This window comes from Pseudomonas sp. C2B4, assembly GCF_013359695.1.
Lineage (GTDB): Bacteria > Pseudomonadota > Gammaproteobacteria > Pseudomonadales > Pseudomonadaceae > Aquipseudomonas.
The window spans coordinates 46,162-61,716 of sequence record NZ_JABFMU010000039.1; the positions used below are offsets into that span (position 1 = coordinate 46,162).

The 15,555-nt window shown below is 56.5% G+C and carries 12 protein-coding genes; 4 read left to right on the plus strand and 8 right to left on the minus strand.

Going from position 1 to position 15,555, the window contains the following annotated elements:
* Positions 1 to 51: 51 nt before the first annotated feature.
* Positions 52 to 1,953 (minus strand): potassium transporter Kup, encoded by a 1,902-nt coding sequence (locus HNQ83_RS21760; RefSeq protein ID WP_175390837.1) that lies wholly within the window; start codon positions 1,951 to 1,953, stop codon positions 52 to 54.
* 259 nt (positions 1,954 to 2,212) lie between these two features.
* On the opposite strand from HNQ83_RS21760, the gene HNQ83_RS21765 reads away from it, so the two are divergent.
* Positions 2,213 to 2,887 (plus strand): NADPH-dependent F420 reductase, encoded by a 675-nt coding sequence (locus HNQ83_RS21765; RefSeq protein WP_175390838.1) that lies wholly within the window; start codon positions 2,213 to 2,215, stop codon positions 2,885 to 2,887.
* Here HNQ83_RS21765 and HNQ83_RS21770 read toward each other — a convergent pair.
* Positions 2,884 to 3,774: a LysR family transcriptional regulator gene (locus HNQ83_RS21770; protein ID WP_175390839.1), complete on the minus strand. Its 891-nt coding sequence runs from the start codon at positions 3,772 to 3,774 to the stop codon at positions 2,884 to 2,886. The genes HNQ83_RS21765 and HNQ83_RS21770 overlap by 4 nt on opposite strands.
* Positions 3,775 to 3,952: 178 nt before the next feature.
* Here HNQ83_RS21770 and HNQ83_RS21775 point away from each other — a divergent pair, with 178 nt between their 5' ends.
* Both HNQ83_RS21775 and HNQ83_RS21780 read left to right on the plus strand, forming a co-directional pair.
* Positions 3,953 to 4,942, plus strand: coding sequence for a zinc-dependent alcohol dehydrogenase family protein (locus tag HNQ83_RS21775; protein ID WP_175390840.1), 990 nt, complete (start codon positions 3,953 to 3,955; stop codon positions 4,940 to 4,942).
* A gap of 365 nt (positions 4,943 to 5,307) precedes the next feature.
* Entirely contained in the window at positions 5,308 to 5,583 is a 276-nt protein-coding gene (locus HNQ83_RS21780; RefSeq protein WP_175390841.1) for a hypothetical protein, read from the plus strand.
* Between the two features lie 893 nt (positions 5,584 to 6,476).
* On the opposite strand, the gene HNQ83_RS21785 is transcribed toward HNQ83_RS21780, so the two are convergent.
* From HNQ83_RS21785 to HNQ83_RS21795, 3 genes are all read right to left on the minus strand, one after another.
* Positions 6,477 to 8,288, minus strand: coding sequence for a triacylglycerol lipase (locus HNQ83_RS21785; RefSeq protein ID WP_175390842.1), 1,812 nt, complete (start codon positions 8,286 to 8,288; stop codon positions 6,477 to 6,479).
* 496 nt (positions 8,289 to 8,784) lie between these two features.
* Positions 8,785 to 11,682 (minus strand): EAL domain-containing protein, encoded by a 2,898-nt coding sequence (locus HNQ83_RS21790; RefSeq protein WP_175390843.1) that lies wholly within the window; start codon positions 11,680 to 11,682, stop codon positions 8,785 to 8,787.
* A gap of 200 nt (positions 11,683 to 11,882) precedes the next feature.
* A complete protein-coding gene (locus HNQ83_RS21795) occupies positions 11,883 to 12,755 on the minus strand; it encodes a DNA/RNA non-specific endonuclease (RefSeq protein ID WP_175390844.1) in 873 nt (290 codons plus the stop codon).
* 359 nt (positions 12,756 to 13,114) lie between these two features.
* Here HNQ83_RS21795 and HNQ83_RS21800 point away from each other — a divergent pair, with 359 nt between their 5' ends.
* A complete protein-coding gene (locus tag HNQ83_RS21800; RefSeq protein ID WP_175390845.1) occupies positions 13,115 to 13,675 on the plus strand; it encodes a YSC84-related protein in 561 nt (186 codons plus the stop codon).
* A 203-nt stretch (positions 13,676 to 13,878) separates the two neighbouring features.
* On the opposite strand, the gene HNQ83_RS21805 is transcribed toward HNQ83_RS21800, so the two are convergent.
* The 3 genes from HNQ83_RS21805 to HNQ83_RS31020 all read right to left on the minus strand — a co-directional run.
* Complete coding sequence (locus HNQ83_RS21805) at positions 13,879 to 14,538, minus strand: hypothetical protein (protein WP_175390846.1); 660 nt, start codon at positions 14,536 to 14,538, stop codon at positions 13,879 to 13,881.
* Between the two features lie 200 nt (positions 14,539 to 14,738).
* Complete coding sequence (locus tag HNQ83_RS21810) at positions 14,739 to 15,098, minus strand: DUF6124 family protein (RefSeq protein WP_175390847.1); 360 nt, start codon at positions 15,096 to 15,098, stop codon at positions 14,739 to 14,741.
* Positions 15,099 to 15,330: 232 nt separating this feature from the next.
* Positions 15,331 to 15,555 (minus strand): hypothetical protein (locus tag HNQ83_RS31020; protein WP_218585547.1); only part of this gene is annotated, 225 nt, incomplete at its 5' end.

Genomic DNA, 15,555 nt, shown 5'->3' on the forward strand with positions numbered 1-15,555 from the left:
GTTGCGGTTTGAAATCAATGAGCGAAGCCGAGTGCCAGGCGACAGCTGTCTCTACATTTCGACCTGTGTGCCCAACTCGATGACCCTGTTCAATGGCAACTTGAAGTACTTCAGGTTGCTGTTGGCGTTCTTGAGCAAGAACGCAAACAAGTACTCGCGCCACTTGGCCATGCCGATGCGCTTGGTCGGGATAACCGTCTCCCGACTCAGGAAATAAGTCGTGCGCATAGGGCTGAAATCAAGTTCTGGCAAATGGCAAGCGCGCAAAGCGAGGGGAACATCGGGCTCTTCGGTAAAACCAAAGTGCAGACTGACCCGAAAGAAACCTTCGCCAAAGGATTCAACTTCGAACCGACGGTCAACCGGTACGCGCGGGCTGTCTTCCGAGACCACGGTCAACAACACCACTTGCTCATGCAAGACCTGGTTATGCAGCAGGTTGTGCAACAGCGCATGAGGAACAGCGTCGGCCCGGGCCGTAAGGAACACCGCCGTACCTTGTACACGATGGGGAGGTTGCGTACGAAGGCTGCTGATGAAAAGCGGTAGCGGAAGCGCGGTTTCATCCAGCCGCTCAACAATAATCTTGCGCCCCCGCTTCCAGGTCGTCATCAAAACGAACAGGGCAATACCCGCAATCACCGGAAACGCACCGCCCTGTAGAATCTTCGGTGCGTTGGCCGCGAAATACAGGCTGTCCACCAGCAGAAAGCCAAGCAACATCGGGATGGCCAACCAGCGCGGCGTTTTCCATAGCAGCAGGACGACCGCCGAGGACAAAATGGTGGTGATCAGCATGGTTCCCGTCACCGCCACCCCATAAGCGGCCGCCAAGGCGCTGGAGGACTCGAAACCCATCACCAGAAGCACGACACCGACCATCAACGCCCAGTTGACTGTGCCGATGTATATCTGCCCCTGCTCCTCGCTGGAGGTGTGCTGGATAAACATGCGCGGCACGTAACCCAGCTGAATGGCCTGGCGAGTCAGGGAGAACGCGCCGGAGATCACGGCTTGAGAGGCGATGATCGTCGCCAGTGTGGACAGCGCAACCATCGGTAACAGCGCCCAGTCAGGTGCCAGCAAATAGAACGGATTGCGCACCGCTTCCGGGTTTCCGAGGATCAAGGCGCCCTGGCCAAAGTAATTGAGCACCAGACCGGGTAAAACGAGCATGAACCAGGCACGTGAAATCGGTTTGCGACCAAAGTGACCCATGTCGGCATACAACGCTTCAGCACCGGTCAACGACAAGACCACGGCCCCCAGTATCGCCACGCCGATACCCGGATGGACCACGAAGAATTGCACCGCCCAAACGGGATTGAGCGCTTGCAGCACTTCGGGACGTTGCAAAATGCCGTAGACCCCAAGCGCCCCCAACACCACGAACCACAGCACCATGACCGGGCCAAACAGAATGCCGATCCGGGCTGTACCGTGTTTCTGAATCAGGAACAACGCGACCAGCACCACCACTGACAGCGGCACTACCCAGTGCTCAATTCCATCAAACGCCAGCTCAAGCCCTTCAACCGCTGACAGCACTGAAATGGCCGGGGTGATCATGCTGTCCCCGTAAAACAGTGCCGCCCCGAACAGCCCCAGCAGAACCAGTGCTTTGCTCATGAAAGGGTAAGGTGCCGCCGCACGTCGGGCCAACGCCGTCAACGCCATGATGCCGCCTTCACCCTGGTTGTTGGCGCGCAGGACGAACAGCACATACTTGATGGAGACCACCCAGATCAGTGACCAGAAGATCAACGACAGAATGCCCAGCACGCCGTCGTGATTGAGTTGAACGCCGTAGTGGCCGGAAAACACTTCTTTGAGCGTATAGAGGGGACTGGTGCCAATGTCCCCGTAAACCACTCCGACAGCGGCAACCAGCAAGGCCACTCCGGATGTTCTGGTTTCGGAGCCTTCTTTCGCAATGGTCACTGACTTACTCAAGGGGCGCTTCTCTCAAACGACGGGAAGGAACGGCATGCCATCCTTGGGCAATACGATTGGCCAAGGCCGTTGAAGGGACGGGCGCATGGTCGATAAAAATCGCGGCCAGTATCGTTGCGAACGAAAACAGCCATCGTAAAAAAAGCGTAAAAAGTTGAAGGTACCCAGCGTCGCCTGCGGACCGTGGTTTCAACTTTCGATTATGCGCAGAGGCTACTAGGGTGTTTACAAGACCCTTTCCAACACAGGAGCGCAGCGCATGTCCAGAATCCTCTTTTTGATGTTCGCCAGCCTGGCGCTGTGCACCGGCCAGGCCATGGCGGACGGCCTCAAGATCGGCGTGATCGGCGCCGGCAAGGTCGGCGGCACGCTGGGTACGCTGTGGGTCAAGGCCGGGCACTCGGTGATGTTTTCCTCACGCCACCCCGAAGAGCTGACGGAACTGGTGAAAACCGCCGGCCCCAATGCCAAGGCAGGCACGGTCAGCGATGCCGCGACATGGGGTGATGTGATCGTGTTGAGCGTTCCCTACGGCGCCATGCCGGTGTTGTCCGAACAGCTCAAGGGCAAGCTCGACGGCAAGGTGGTGTTCAGTACCAGCAACCCCTTCAGCGGTCGAGACGGCGACGTCGGGCGCAAGGCGCTGGAGACGGGCGTCGCCTCGGCGGACCAGCAGTATTTTCCCGGCATCCACCTGGCACGCGCATTCAACGCCATCGGCTTCGCTTCAATGAAAGACCTGTCTGGCCAAGGCAAGGCGATTCCCGTGTTCGCCGACGACGCCCAGGCCCGCGACCTCGGCGCCCGCCTGGTGCGCGACGCCGGGTTTGTGCCGGTGTTTGCCCCGCTGGCGCGAGCCAACGAAGGCTTGCCGGGCGGACCGCTGAGCGGCGTCTGGAGCGAGGATGAGCTCAAGCGCAAGCTGGGTCTTTAACCGGCCTTGCCAAACGCCGCCTTGGCAAAGTCCATGAAACTGCGAAGCTTGGGTGTCAACCGACGGTCAGGGGCATACAACAGGTTCATCGGGGAAACCGGCACGGTGTAATGGGGCAGAAGATTCACCAGGGTTCCACTTCTCAGCGCGTCCTTGACCAGCTCCAACGGCAGCAGCACCACACCCAGCCCCGCCACCGCGGCGGCCAGCAACGGATCGCCCTGATTAATCGTCAATCTGCTTTTGATCGGCACATCGATACACCCCTCCGGCCCTTCGAGGCTGATGTGCGAGCGCCCGTCCGAATAGGCAAACGCCAGGCATTCATGCTCCTGAAGATCCCAGGGTGTGGTGATGGGTGGTCGGCGCGCCAGATAGGCAGGTGCGGCACACAGCACCATCTGGTAAGGCGCCAGCGGCAATGCTTTCAAACCGCTGTCCGCCAGCTCGCCGATTCGAAACACCACGTCATAGCCACCCTCGACCAGGTCAACGAGTTCGTTGGATAACGTCAAATCCACGGACACCTGCGGATACCTGACCATGTATTCCAGCAAGCGAGGCGACAAGGTGCTCACGCCGAACGTGACCGGCGCATTGATCCTGAGGCGGCCGCTGGGCACGCCCCGGGTCACGGCGGCCATTTCCTCGGCGGCGTCCACATCGGCCAGAATCATCTTCGCCCGCTGATAGAACGTGCGGCCAAAATCGGTGAGGCTCTGTTTGCGGGTCGTTCGATTGAGCAGGGAGACGCCCAAATGCTGCTCAAGCATTTTGACCTGCTTGCCCACCAATTGCGGGGACAGGTTGAGCTCGTCCGCCACCGCACTGAAGGAGCCCAGCTCCACCGCTTTGACGAAGGTGGCCATCAAGGTGAGGCGATCCATTGGAAACCCTGTGTTTCTAGTGTTGCGCCATCGTAGGCCTTTATCCGGGTCAGGCCAAAGCCTAAATTGACGGCCACGACACCGAGGCGCCCGGACACATCCGGCGCGAACGGGTCTAGGCTTTCACGGGGTTTCAGGCCGGCAGATACCGGCCTCATCAATGACAGAAGAGGTAAACATGGCACGCATTGTCAGAATTCATGAATACGGTGACGCAAGCGTTTTGAAACTGGAGGCGGTGGATGTGCCTGCGCCTGCGCCGGGCGAAGTGCAAATTGAAGTCAAAGCCTTTGGCTTGAATCGGGCAGAAGTCATGTTCCGCAATCACGCCTACCTGCAGGAAGCGCAATTTCCCAGCCGCCTGGGTTATGAAGCGGCGGGTGTCGTGTCGGCCGTCGGCGCCGGCGTCACCGATTTCAGCGTCGGCGATGCAGTCAGCGTAATTCCACCGCTGGACATTGCGCGCTGGGGCACTTATGGCGAACTGGCGAACGTGCCCGCCCACCTCACGGTCAAGCACCCGCAAAACCTTTCCTTCGAGCAAGCGGCGGCGTCCTGGATGCAATACGTCACCGCATGGGGCGCACTGGTCGAACAGGCCAGGCTTCAGAAAGATGATTTCGTGCTGGTCACCGCCGCGTCCAGCAGCGTCGGGTTGGCCGCCTTCCAGATCGCCAAAAAGGTCGGCGCCACCGCGATTGCCGTGACCCGCACCCGCGCAAAAAAACAGGCACTGCTGGAAGCCGGAGCGGCCCATGTCATCGTCAGCGATGAAGAAGATATCGTCGAAGCAGTCATGGCGTTGACCGATGGCAAAGGTGCTCGCGTCGTGTTCGATCCGGTGGGCGGTCCGTCCTTCGAAGCGCTCACCCAGAGCATGGCCAAGGGCGGCATCCTGCTTGAGTACGGCGCATTGAGCCCCGAGCCCACGCCGTTCCCGTTGTTCACCGTGCTGGGTAAAAGCCTGACCCTCAAGGGCTACCTCTACTCGGAGATCGTCTCCGACCCGGCCACGTTGGCCCGGGCCAAAACGTTCATCCTCGACGGACTGGCGTCGGGCTCGCTTTCGCCGATCATCGCCAGGACGTTTACGCTGGACGATATTCAAGAGGCGCACCGGTTTCTGGAAGCTAACCAGCAGGTTGGGAAGGTTGTGGTGACGGTCTGAGGGGTTGCGCCGGGGCTGGGTTGAGACCGGACAATGGGAAGCGCCCTGCTCCCCTGCGATCCAGCATCAACCTAACACCTGTGGCGAGGGGATTTATCCCCGTTGGACTGCGCAGCAGTCCCTCTTTTTGGGGGCTGCTTCGCAACCCAGCGGGGATAAATCCCCTCGCCACAAATTGAGTGTCAGAACGAGTTGTGTAACTCCCGCGGGCCAATCTGCTCCAACACCCCACTCGCCCTACCCCCACCTTTAATCAATCAACCTCCAACCAAAAGCACCCAGCGGATGGAGCGATGGAAAATGAGAGCTAAGCTTCCTTCAATGTCGGGCGTATCGAGCTTCACAACAACCTCGGAGGGGAGCCAATGAAACACTTCGTCCTGCTCATCGCGATCGCGTTACTGACCACGGCCTGTCAGAGCACCGATGAATACGGCATCACCCGACTGGATAACTGTACCTGCTACAAATCGCCCGAGGGCCAAGCACTGAAACCCTCGCAAATGGCATGGAAAGACTCCGACAAGCTGCAGGAACAATTCTCACATTGCGTTTGCAGAGCTTTGATTGATCTGAAGAAGGTTGATGATCCCAGCAAGTTTTTTGTGCCTGGGACGGAAATAAAAACGGAGCTGAAATAAAGCAGATGTTGCGGTTTAGCGGACTCTGCTTCTGATGTAGTCAGTGTGTTTTCACGTAGTCTTGGTCGACTGGGGCGTTTCGTGACAACTATTAGCGGACGCTCACCCTACGTCTTTTTTTGGCCAGAAGTCGCCGACTGAAAGACAATCATGAAACGAATTTACTACCGACACGCCTTACTGTTAGACCTCGCCACTTGAAAAATAACCACCATTCAACCTATAAATACACTTGGTTTTTACTTGCACCATCACAAGTTCTTCAAATACCAACTCTTGATTATTGTCGGTGTTTTCGGATCAAGATAGACCCTACTGTGAATAATTGGCCCTGACACAAACGGCAGCGCAGCCATGAATTTTCTAAAAAAACTTCCACTATGAAGGGGGGAGTTCCTCATGATCAACATTTACAATCTGTATCTGAGGCACTCTTTGGGTGTGCACGTCAAGCCAGAGATGATCCATTGCACTAATGGAGCCAACACCCATTCGCGATACCGCGATTGAAACAATAAGGGCCACAACCCAAATTAGAATCGGCACTACAGCGACGGCACACCCCACATAAAAGAAAACTTGCCCAACTGCAGCGGCTGAAGCTAATCCACCCAGGTGAGCAGTTGTGTCCATTCCACTTTTTATTCCAAACCAGAAAGCAGCAAGTGTAGCCGCACCCGTAGCAACAGGCATTACGAAAGCGGACAGGTATGAAACAACATGATGCATCCACTCACCCGCCATTCGTACGGCTCTAAGCCACCAATAGGCTTCATCCAGACCAAACCAGATACATAATGTTTTTACATTAACAGGGCTTAGACTTTGCGACCACTCACTGGCTTGCGCCCGCAACTTAAGCGATGACAGTTAACCGCACTAAAAGTCGACCTTCAAACGGAATTCAACAACCCGAGCAAGATCAGCACATATCCTCCCCCTACCCACGGACTCGCCGAAAACGCGAGTAATCCAATGCCGAAAAGGAGTGCGCCCAATGCTAGCCATACTAACCATGAAACATTTGATAAAAAGGCTAGCCATCCTTCGGGCCCGGATTGATTTCGGAACAGAGTGAAGCCGCTTGTATCACCCGATACGACAAATCTTGCGATTGCTTCGAGCTTTCCTTCATCTGATGCATCCACACCAGCACTATGGGCGCCGGAAGCGAATTGGAAGTTCTCGATTCTTTTCTTGGCATCTGAGGCATCCTGGAAGCCTCGGAAGCCTCCGGAGCCTATATCCAATGGGCCATCGCTTGGCTGCACCTCGATCCAGTCGGCAATCTGTTCAAAAAAGCGCGGAAAGATGGCTACGACCCAATCCCCAGCCGCAACCACGTTAGCTACGTATTTAACCCTCCCACTATCGGCCAGTTCCTGCCATTTGAAGTGTTTGGGAACAACGCTGCCGGCAAGGTACACGCGTTCGACTTTGAGCGTTTTATACTTATACAAGGCGCTGGCCAATATGTAAGTACCGTTTGAGTGGCCCACATAGTCAAATTTTACAGCTTGCGGATACTTGGCACGGTTCTCTGTGTATTCGTCCATGAATAGACGAACATTCTTTTGTCTGTCCCAAAAGAGCAGGAACGGCAACATCGGAAAGTGCCCATATTTTTGGTTCACCACGGCCAATCCTACTTGAGTTGCTGCAGCCTTTTGCTCAATGACGGTCCGAAGTTGGTCGGTCCACTCTCCGTAATCCCTGATCCCGTGCATGACGTAAACTATGCGCTCGATGCTGTGATCCTCATCCTGCCCAACCAATTTATCAGTATCGAGTAGTTCAATTTTTCCTTGTAGTGCATGCTTGACCGCCTCGCGCCGCTCTTGGTCGGCTGGCGTAGTTCCACCATTGAGCGCAGTACCGATGTCGCGGTGACCAGTGTTTTCCAGTGTCACGAATAGAGTGTCTTTGGCAGCTTTCAGGTCCATGCTGTCTTCTTTGCTGACAATGTCATCTTTATCGCCCAGGAGATGTATCGTCTGAGGCACATGCTTCGGTGTCGGGAATTCGCCCCGGCAGAGTTCGATCCACTGAACTCGCGCATCCGCAACAAAGGGGGCACCACGTTGGAGGGCCAGTAACAACTGAGCACTCTGACTTAACCTGGCAAGCCGCTCACCCAGCCAGATGGACAGATAGGTTGCAGTACTCATGTTCTTTGGGCGTGGATCGATCGACCAGCCCCTGTTGATTGTGGCTAAGGAAACGAAGCGGGATACTTTCTGTACCCATGCCCGTTCCCCGCGCAAGCCGAAATCGTGGCGATCATCCTCCAAGCCGTTACCCCAGACGATTGCTTTGCGCAACAACATACCGCCCATGCTATGGCCGACCAAAATGATTTCCTCATAGTCGTACCTGATGTGCGCCTTGTTGATTTCCTTTTCGATGCTGTTCGCAATCGCATAGGGACTGGTGTTGGAAAAAACTCCGCTGTCGAAGTCGAAAATCAAAAGATCGGATTTCGGTAGCGCCTCACGCGCCAGATGAACGGCGGGCTTGAAGTCCTCCAGCCCTGTCAGGCCATGAACGAGAACGACCAATCTCTTGTGCCCTTCACTATGCTCCAGGTCTACCTTTGTCTTCTGCGAACTGGCTAGTAAATGCAGTGTCACCAGAAGAGCAATAAAGAGCACACCCAAAATCAGAGCAACTTTGACCCAAGTAGCGAGGCTCGTTATCGATACCATTTCGGTTGCCTCTAGATCACAGAAGCGAGCGGTGACTGTCTCAGGGCGCTGGTAAAGGCCGGCAAATCAATTTGAGATCGACTGTCTAGCCCCGGCTTCGAGGGATACTTGGATCAGATGGATAGACTGCCTGATCAGCGCATTTCGCGGCTGCATGGCGGCCTCTCTCTGCAAGGGTACTGAGCTATTAGCATGGCTGAGGGTGAAGGGTTGTCAAGTTGCACTCGAGTCTATGTCTAAGCGTATGCCGCACGCCCCGTCTTGGGCAGCCACCGGTTTAATCCAGAGCCGGCAACCGCCGTCAGTTCAAGGTCTATTAACTTACTCAGCGAGAGTGCCCGTCGCTGGATTGACAACCGACGTTTGTGATTAGCCGGTTGTTACAGTTGCTATTGCCATGGAGTACATCGAGAAGTACGAAGGAAATATGCTTCATTGGTGATCTTTATAGAAAATACAAATTGCAAGGCCAGACCTTTTAATTTGTATCCGGCCCCTAACGCCCCACCAACAAACTCCCCAACAACGCCTCCAACCCCATCGGCTTGGCAAAGTAATACCCCTGAGCCTGCCCTGCCCCCATTTCCCTCAGCAAATCCAGCGTCGCTTCATCCTCAACCCCTTCGGCGACCACGCTCAGGTCCAGGGATTCGGCCATCCGCACAATGGCCCGGACGATTGCGCGGCTGCGGGGGCTGGTGGTGAGTTCGAGGATGAAGGATTTGTCGATTTTCAAGCCGCTGAAGCGGTATTGGTGCACGTAGCTCAGGGAGGAGAACCCTGCGCCGAAGTCGTCGAGTACGACTGACATGCCGTTGTCCGCCAATTGCTGCATGGTCTGTCGGGCAATGGCCGGTTCGGCGACCAGCGCGCCTTCGGTCAGTTCCAGGCAGATCCGTGACGGCGAGACCCGGTGTCGCGCCAACAGGGCAAGCACTTCGCTGGCGAAGTCCGGGCGCGTCATGCTGTAGCTGGAGCAATTGACGTGCACCGGCGGCCAATTGGCGTGCTCTGGTTGCGCGAGGATCGCTGCAATGCTGTTGAGCATGTACAGGTCCAGTCGACCGATCAGACGCAAACCCTCGACATCCGGCAAAAACTCGCCCGGGGCGATGACCCGGCCGCCCGGCTGGTGCCAGCGAATCAGCGCTTCCAGGGCCACCAGTTCGCCGCTGTCGACGCTGACAATCGGCTGGAAGTACGGCAGCAGTTCGTCGGTACGCTTGAGCGCGTTGCGCAAGGCGCCTTCACGTTCAACCTGGTCCGAGACTTCGCGGCGCACTTCCTGGTTGAACACCGCGTAGCTGTCGCGCCCGGCACTTTTGACCCGGTACATCGCGGCATCGGCGTCGCGCAGCAAGTCGGCCGGCTCGTGATGGAACTGGGTGTCGGCGCTGACGATACCGATGCTGCACGACGAAAACACTTCATGGCCGTTGATGAAAAACGGCAGGTCGAACGCCACCAGAATCCGCTCGGCGATTTCGATCAGCACTTCCAGCGGCGCCTCGGGCGCGAGCACCGAAAACTCATCGCCTCCCAGGCGCGCCAGCATGTCGGTTTCACGCAGGCAACCGCGCAAACGCTGGGCGGCTTGCATCAACAGCAGGTCGCCAAAGTGGTGGCCGAGGCTGTCGTTGACCATCTTGAACCGGTCGAGGTCGATGAACATCACCGCCAGGTGCCCGCCTTCTCTGCCGAACCGCAGCCAGGCCTGGCTGAGGCGTTGTTGCAGGTAGGTGCGATTCGGCAGACCGGTCAGCGCATCGTGGGCGTTTTCGTGTTGCAACTTGGCGTTGGCGTGATCGAGCTCGCGGGTGCGGCTCTGGACCCGGGCTTCGAGCTTGAGGTTGGCGGCATGAATCGCTTCGGCGGCGGTGCGGCGCGACAACGCGGTGTCGATGTGCCGCGACACGAACGTCAGCAGTTCCTGGTCGCGCAGGGTATAGCGAACCCGCGAGGTATAGCTTTGCACCGCCAGCACGCCACGCACGACATCGCCATCGAACAATGGAATGCCCAGCCAGGAGTAGGACCGGAAATACTCCTCGGCAATTTCGATCTCACCTTGCACGGACAGCCGTTCAGCCTCGCCGACGTCGATCAGGCAGGGTCGACGCTGACGGATGACGTACTCGGTCAAGCCCCGGCGTCCCCGCCGTGGCGCCGGGCATATGGTCTGCCGCTCATCGATGTAATACGGAAAGGTCACTTCACCGGTCGTGTCGTCGAACAGCGCGATGTAGAAGTTCTGCGCGAACAGCAAATCACCGACGATGCCATGCAAGGTCTGGAACAACTCGGCCATGTCGCCGGGTTGGCTCGACAGCTCGGCAATCTGGAACAGCGCGCTCTGCAAATGCTCGGCGCGCTCCCGGTCGGCCACTTCCTGCCGCAAGGCGTCGTTGAGCGCTGAAAGCTCCAGGGTGCGCCGTATCACCGTTTCTTCCAGGTCCGCCCGGTGCAGGAGCCGATCCAGGGCCATGGCCACGTGGCGAGCCACCACCAGAAACAGTGCGCGATCTTCGGCGCTGTAGGTGCGGGACACGTCGTAGACCTGCATCGCCAGCATGCCAAACACCTCATCCGAGGCATTTTTCAACGGTGCGCCCATCCAGAACTCGGGACGATCACCGATGCAGTAGAAACGGCCCTGGGCCTGAGCCGCGAGAATGCCGGCGGCGTCGATCAGCAATGGCTGGCCACTGGTCAACACCTGGCCGGTCAATGACAGGTGCGACGGGTCGAGGAATTCGTAGTGGGAGGACTCCACAGCATCAACGTCGATGATGTCGACGTAGTACGGGTAGTCAATCTTGCCGCTGCGCGGGTCATACAACGCGAGGTAGAAGTTTTCGGCGTCGATCAGGCTGGCCAGCAGCCGGTGAACCCCCACCAGAAACACTGACCGGTCGCGGGTCGAACTGGCCAGGTAGGTAATTTCATACAGCACACGCTGAGTAATCTGCGCACGGGCCAGGGTATTGGTCTGTACCTCGATGCCCAGGCGCTGGGCAAACTCGGCGAGCGCCGGTTCCTCGGCCTCGTGGATGGGCGCCAGTAGCCAACCCAGCACACTTTCGCCTCGACCGGTCGGCCAGCGGTGCAGGTTCCGGCTCAGGCAAAAGGCATCAAACTCTTCATTCGCAACGCTGGACGGCCATTGCGCCTGTGGGTCGCCCTGCCCGACCCAATGCATTTGCTCACCGGCGCGATAAACCGCCCACGACGTGGTGTGGGCCCAGTTGCGTGCCGAGTCCAGCAATTGCTCGATGGTGTCCTGGTTGCCAGCGTAGGTCATACCGACCGTATCCAAGTTCCCTTTTGGTTGAGATGCGACCACGTCGCAATCGTTCGATTGCCGCGGAAAGTCGGTCAATGGACGAACACTCATCAGCGCTCCCTGAGCCAATACCTGGCGGTATTCACTTACTTTTTTATTTGCCAGCAATTGCTAGCAATGTGCCAGTGATCCCTTCCGTTTAAAGGTTATAGCGGATTTTTTCAATGGTTTTGTTCGGGTTGTGCGGTTCAGATCGCATTCCGTGGATTGCACCCCAACCTTTGGGGTGCATTCCCTTTAAGCGAAAGCCATCAAGTGCGCCCGGCGGAACCTGTCACCGGTAGATTGCCCAGCAACTTGAGCCCTGTGGTTTTCACGAACGTGTCGTAGTCCATCGGCCGCTCGATACGGGTTTCGGCGTTGGGTAACACATAAGCCCAGGCACGCTTGGAGGAGGCGTCGTAAACCAGCTTGAACAGGCGGGTTGGCACCCAGACCTTGTTGTCGCCAATGGTGGCGTGGCCCGGGTCGAAGAGCGGCCCGGTAAAGACAAACACATTGCCGTTGGCTCGCTGGGCAAACTTTCTGACATCCGACTCGACCTTGCTCCAGATCTTCCGGTTGTTGGTGGGATCTTGCGGCACCATGTTCGACAGCGCAAAGGATTGAGCCATTGCATTGGGGTTCGGCGCATCGGCCGCCGGGGATTGATGTCCACGGTCCACAGCCGGATGTTGGCTCTTGTAGTCACTCAGCTCTGCCCGCCCACTTTTGGGAATGCGTGGGTCCGGATAGAACTGGTTGGTGCGCTCTTCCCCTTTGGCATCCTGGAGCTGCGCTGCATTAAGACGCTCGACCACCACCAGCGGCGTCTTGCTGGTTTGCGAGTACAGCACGGCGAAGTTGTCGGAACACAGGGCCATGGGGTTCATGGTTGAAGGCACAGTGGCCAGGTTGATCGGCTTGGCGGCCGGGAACAGATCCGCACAGCCGTCGAACGAGGCCTGCTTTTGTTTGTTTGAATAGAGGTCCAACGCCGCGCTCTGGCTGATCGAGCCCGAGCGGGAGACGTGTTCCTGATGCTGGGTGGGTGGCTTGATGAGATCCAGCAAGCTGCGGGCGTCAGCCGCGGTGGAGAGCAAAACAAGGGCCGACAGCCCGACTGCAATTTTGCGTAGGTACATGCTTTGGTTCTTCGAATGGGATTGAGGATAAACGTGGGGGGTAATGTGCTGATTATGTTGCGGCGTGCATGCTTTCTCTGTCCTTGATCAAAAATACGGATTCATTGACCACCGCAAATCTCTTTAGTGCTCAGACGCGGCCGCATTCTACTCGCCATCAGAGAACCGCCAAACGCAGACGCTGACAACGAACCCCGGCCCACCCACTGTGGTCACAACAATGGATGGCGTCGTGTTGAGCTCAAGCACGAAGCGTTCAATTCATACACTTCAGGGTGCGCCGGATAACCTTCAGTGGGGACCGTTCCTGTCCAGGGAACCACTGCACGCGTCCACTGCTCCCTTACCGGAGTACGCAAATGACTCAGTTGATGCGGTTCTTCCTTTCGATCGTCCTCGCGACGGCCTTCCTGGCCTCGGCGAGCCTTGTGAACAATGCCGGTGCGGCCACTGCCGAAGACCTCAATGCCGACTCCCGGCAAGCGTTGCAAACGCTCTACAAGACCAATCCCTTTTCCGAGACAATCTCGCACAAAGCCAAAGCCGTGCTCGTCTTCCCGAATATCGTCAAGGCTGGCCTGGTGTTCGGCGGCAGTTATGGCGAAGGCGTGCTGATGAAGGGTACGAAGGTCGAGGACTATTACAACTCCGTCAGCGGCTCGTGGGGGCTGCAGGCAGGCGCCCAATCCTATGGTTATGTGGTTTTTCTGATGACCGACAAAGCGCTCAAATACCTGGCCGAAACCAAAGGCTGGGAGGTCGGAGTCGGGCCTACGGTGGTGGTGGTCGATGAAGGGGTGGCGAAAAACCTGTCCAGCTCAACGCTCAAGGATGACGCCTACGCGTTCATCTTCGACCAGCAAGGGTTGATGGCAGGCATCAGCATCGAAGGCACCAAGATTTCCAAGATCAAGCGTTGAAGCCAGGTTTTCGGTGGGGACACTTCGCGGATTTAGTTGAGCAGGGATGGTCAAGAATGGGTCAGATTTATTGTGGGGCAGAGGTTCTCACCCCGAGGAAAAACTCCGACAAAGGCAAAAAAATTCCCCCCACGTTTTTCTTAGCGACATTGAGACGTTGTTACGCCACCAAGCTTGGTGACGTAACAACGGCTAATCAATAATCAAGGGCCGAGCAAACGCTGCGGGACATTTGAGCCATCTGGGTCTTTCAACAACTGGAATACCTCCACAAGTTGCTCAAATTCCCAAGTGATTTTACAGTTGTGTCCCTGTCCATTTTGAGCCCAATAATAGACGTGCTCGACGACCTGGGCCGGATTAGCTCGAACAAAGTCAAGTAGCGCGTTCCTCTCTCTTTTCTTTTCCTCGTCAATTTCACTTTGGCAACGTGTATCCCACATACCATTTGAACGCACAGAACCGTCACTACGAAGATTCAAATGGTTTAGAAGAGCGTAGACTTTATCGTCAAAGTAAGCCTGTTCGATACGGTCTTCACTGAGCCTATAGCTATTCCAAAATATGGAGTCTGCATGCCGAATTATCGAACCAAGTGTCCGATACACTGGGTCCTCCGACTCAACACCCAACGCACTCAACCTCGTTCTAACATTTTTGCAGGTTTGGCCAATTTGTAATAACCATTGGGCCGGCGCAGGACGCGACTCATGGAAATTTGAAGATGGGAACTCCTGCTGAAACACCGTTTCAAGCCCAACTAAAAAACGAGCCAAGTCCTCATATGCATAGGCATACAGCTTATTTTCCGTCAAGTAGTCAAGGGCAGACCCAGTTTTCGATTGACCAGCTGAATAATTCAATGCTTTCTCCTTTAGTCATCCATTACGCCATGGTGTGCGTGAGATCAAAACGCCACCACCCAGGCTAGATTAATACAAATCGATAAAAAAAAAGGAAATATGGAGACAGATTTTTTTTGGGGCAAAGGTGCAAGTAAATCCGTTCCCTTGTTTGGCACAGTCCGACTTTAATCAGCGTCAACTACTTTAAAGGATCGTGGCTACTCCGGCGGATCAATCTGGTCTAACACCCGATTCGCCGTGATCTCCGCCAGCATCACGCTGTTGGAAATGCCCAGCAACGCATTGCGATCGCCACCCTCCAGATGATCCACCAGTTGATGCACCATCACATCGACCGAGGCCAGGGTTTCGACCAGGTACACCATCAGGGTTTCGGTCGTGGTTTCCGGGTTGACGGTAAACAGGGTGCTGGGTGTACGCGGCGTGGCCTTGATGTCAGCCGTTGAGGGGAAGTGGAAGTCGAGGGCGCGTTCGGCGGCTTCGTTGAGTTTGTTTGAATCGGGTTCGTAGGGGGATGTTGGGTCGGTGTCCGGGGGATTGGGTGTGACCTTGAACATGATTTCTTTTCCTGTTGTGAGGCAGCCACACCTTCGCTACTAAACGAGGGGTGGCGGCTGTGCGCAGGTTAGTAGACCGGGGAAAAGAAGAAAGCCGGCGCGCCCGAGAGCGCCCTACGCACAGCCACCATCAAATGCAGGCATGGAAACGCCTGTCTGATAGCACTCGTGCGACCTTCTAATACCACGGGCTACTAAACCCGATCACTGATGAGCAGTGACGCGAATCAAGTTATCCAGCGGCCCCAAGGCGCACAAGCCGGCGGATTCTGGCGTAACGGTAGGCAGCGGCGCAAGGATTTGTAGCTTTCAGGAAGTGATCTCGAGGACGTTTAAACACGCGGCGCCAAAGACGTTTAAAGCCAACAGAAACCTGCTTCACCTGCCTGTAGGAGCGAGCTCGCTCGCGATGGTCGTGAACGATAACGCGTGAAACCAGATGCCCAGCGGCGCCTGT

What these genes read in the sequence shown, in the direction of transcription:
- HNQ83_RS21765 (WP_175390838.1), top strand. Translation starts at nt 2,213, where the DNA reads ATGTCCAGAATCCTCTTTTTGATGTTCGCCAGCCTGGCGCTGTGCACC.
- HNQ83_RS21770 (WP_175390839.1), bottom strand. Translation starts at nt 3,774, where the DNA reads ATGGATCGCCTCACCTTGATGGCCACCTTCGTCAAAGCGGTGGAGCTG.
- HNQ83_RS21775 (WP_175390840.1), top strand. Translation starts at nt 3,953, where the DNA reads ATGGCACGCATTGTCAGAATTCATGAATACGGTGACGCAAGCGTTTTG.
- HNQ83_RS21780 (WP_175390841.1), top strand. Translation starts at nt 5,308, where the DNA reads ATGAAACACTTCGTCCTGCTCATCGCGATCGCGTTACTGACCACGGCC.
- HNQ83_RS21785 (WP_175390842.1), bottom strand. Translation starts at nt 8,288, where the DNA reads ATGGTATCGATAACGAGCCTCGCTACTTGGGTCAAAGTTGCTCTGATT.
- HNQ83_RS21790 (WP_175390843.1), bottom strand. Translation starts at nt 11,682, where the DNA reads ATGAGTGTTCGTCCATTGACCGACTTTCCGCGGCAATCGAACGATTGC.
- HNQ83_RS21795 (WP_175390844.1), bottom strand. Translation starts at nt 12,755, where the DNA reads ATGTACCTACGCAAAATTGCAGTCGGGCTGTCGGCCCTTGTTTTGCTC.
- HNQ83_RS21800 (WP_175390845.1), top strand. Translation starts at nt 13,115, where the DNA reads ATGACTCAGTTGATGCGGTTCTTCCTTTCGATCGTCCTCGCGACGGCC.
- HNQ83_RS21810 (WP_175390847.1), bottom strand. Translation starts at nt 15,098, where the DNA reads ATGTTCAAGGTCACACCCAATCCCCCGGACACCGACCCAACATCCCCC.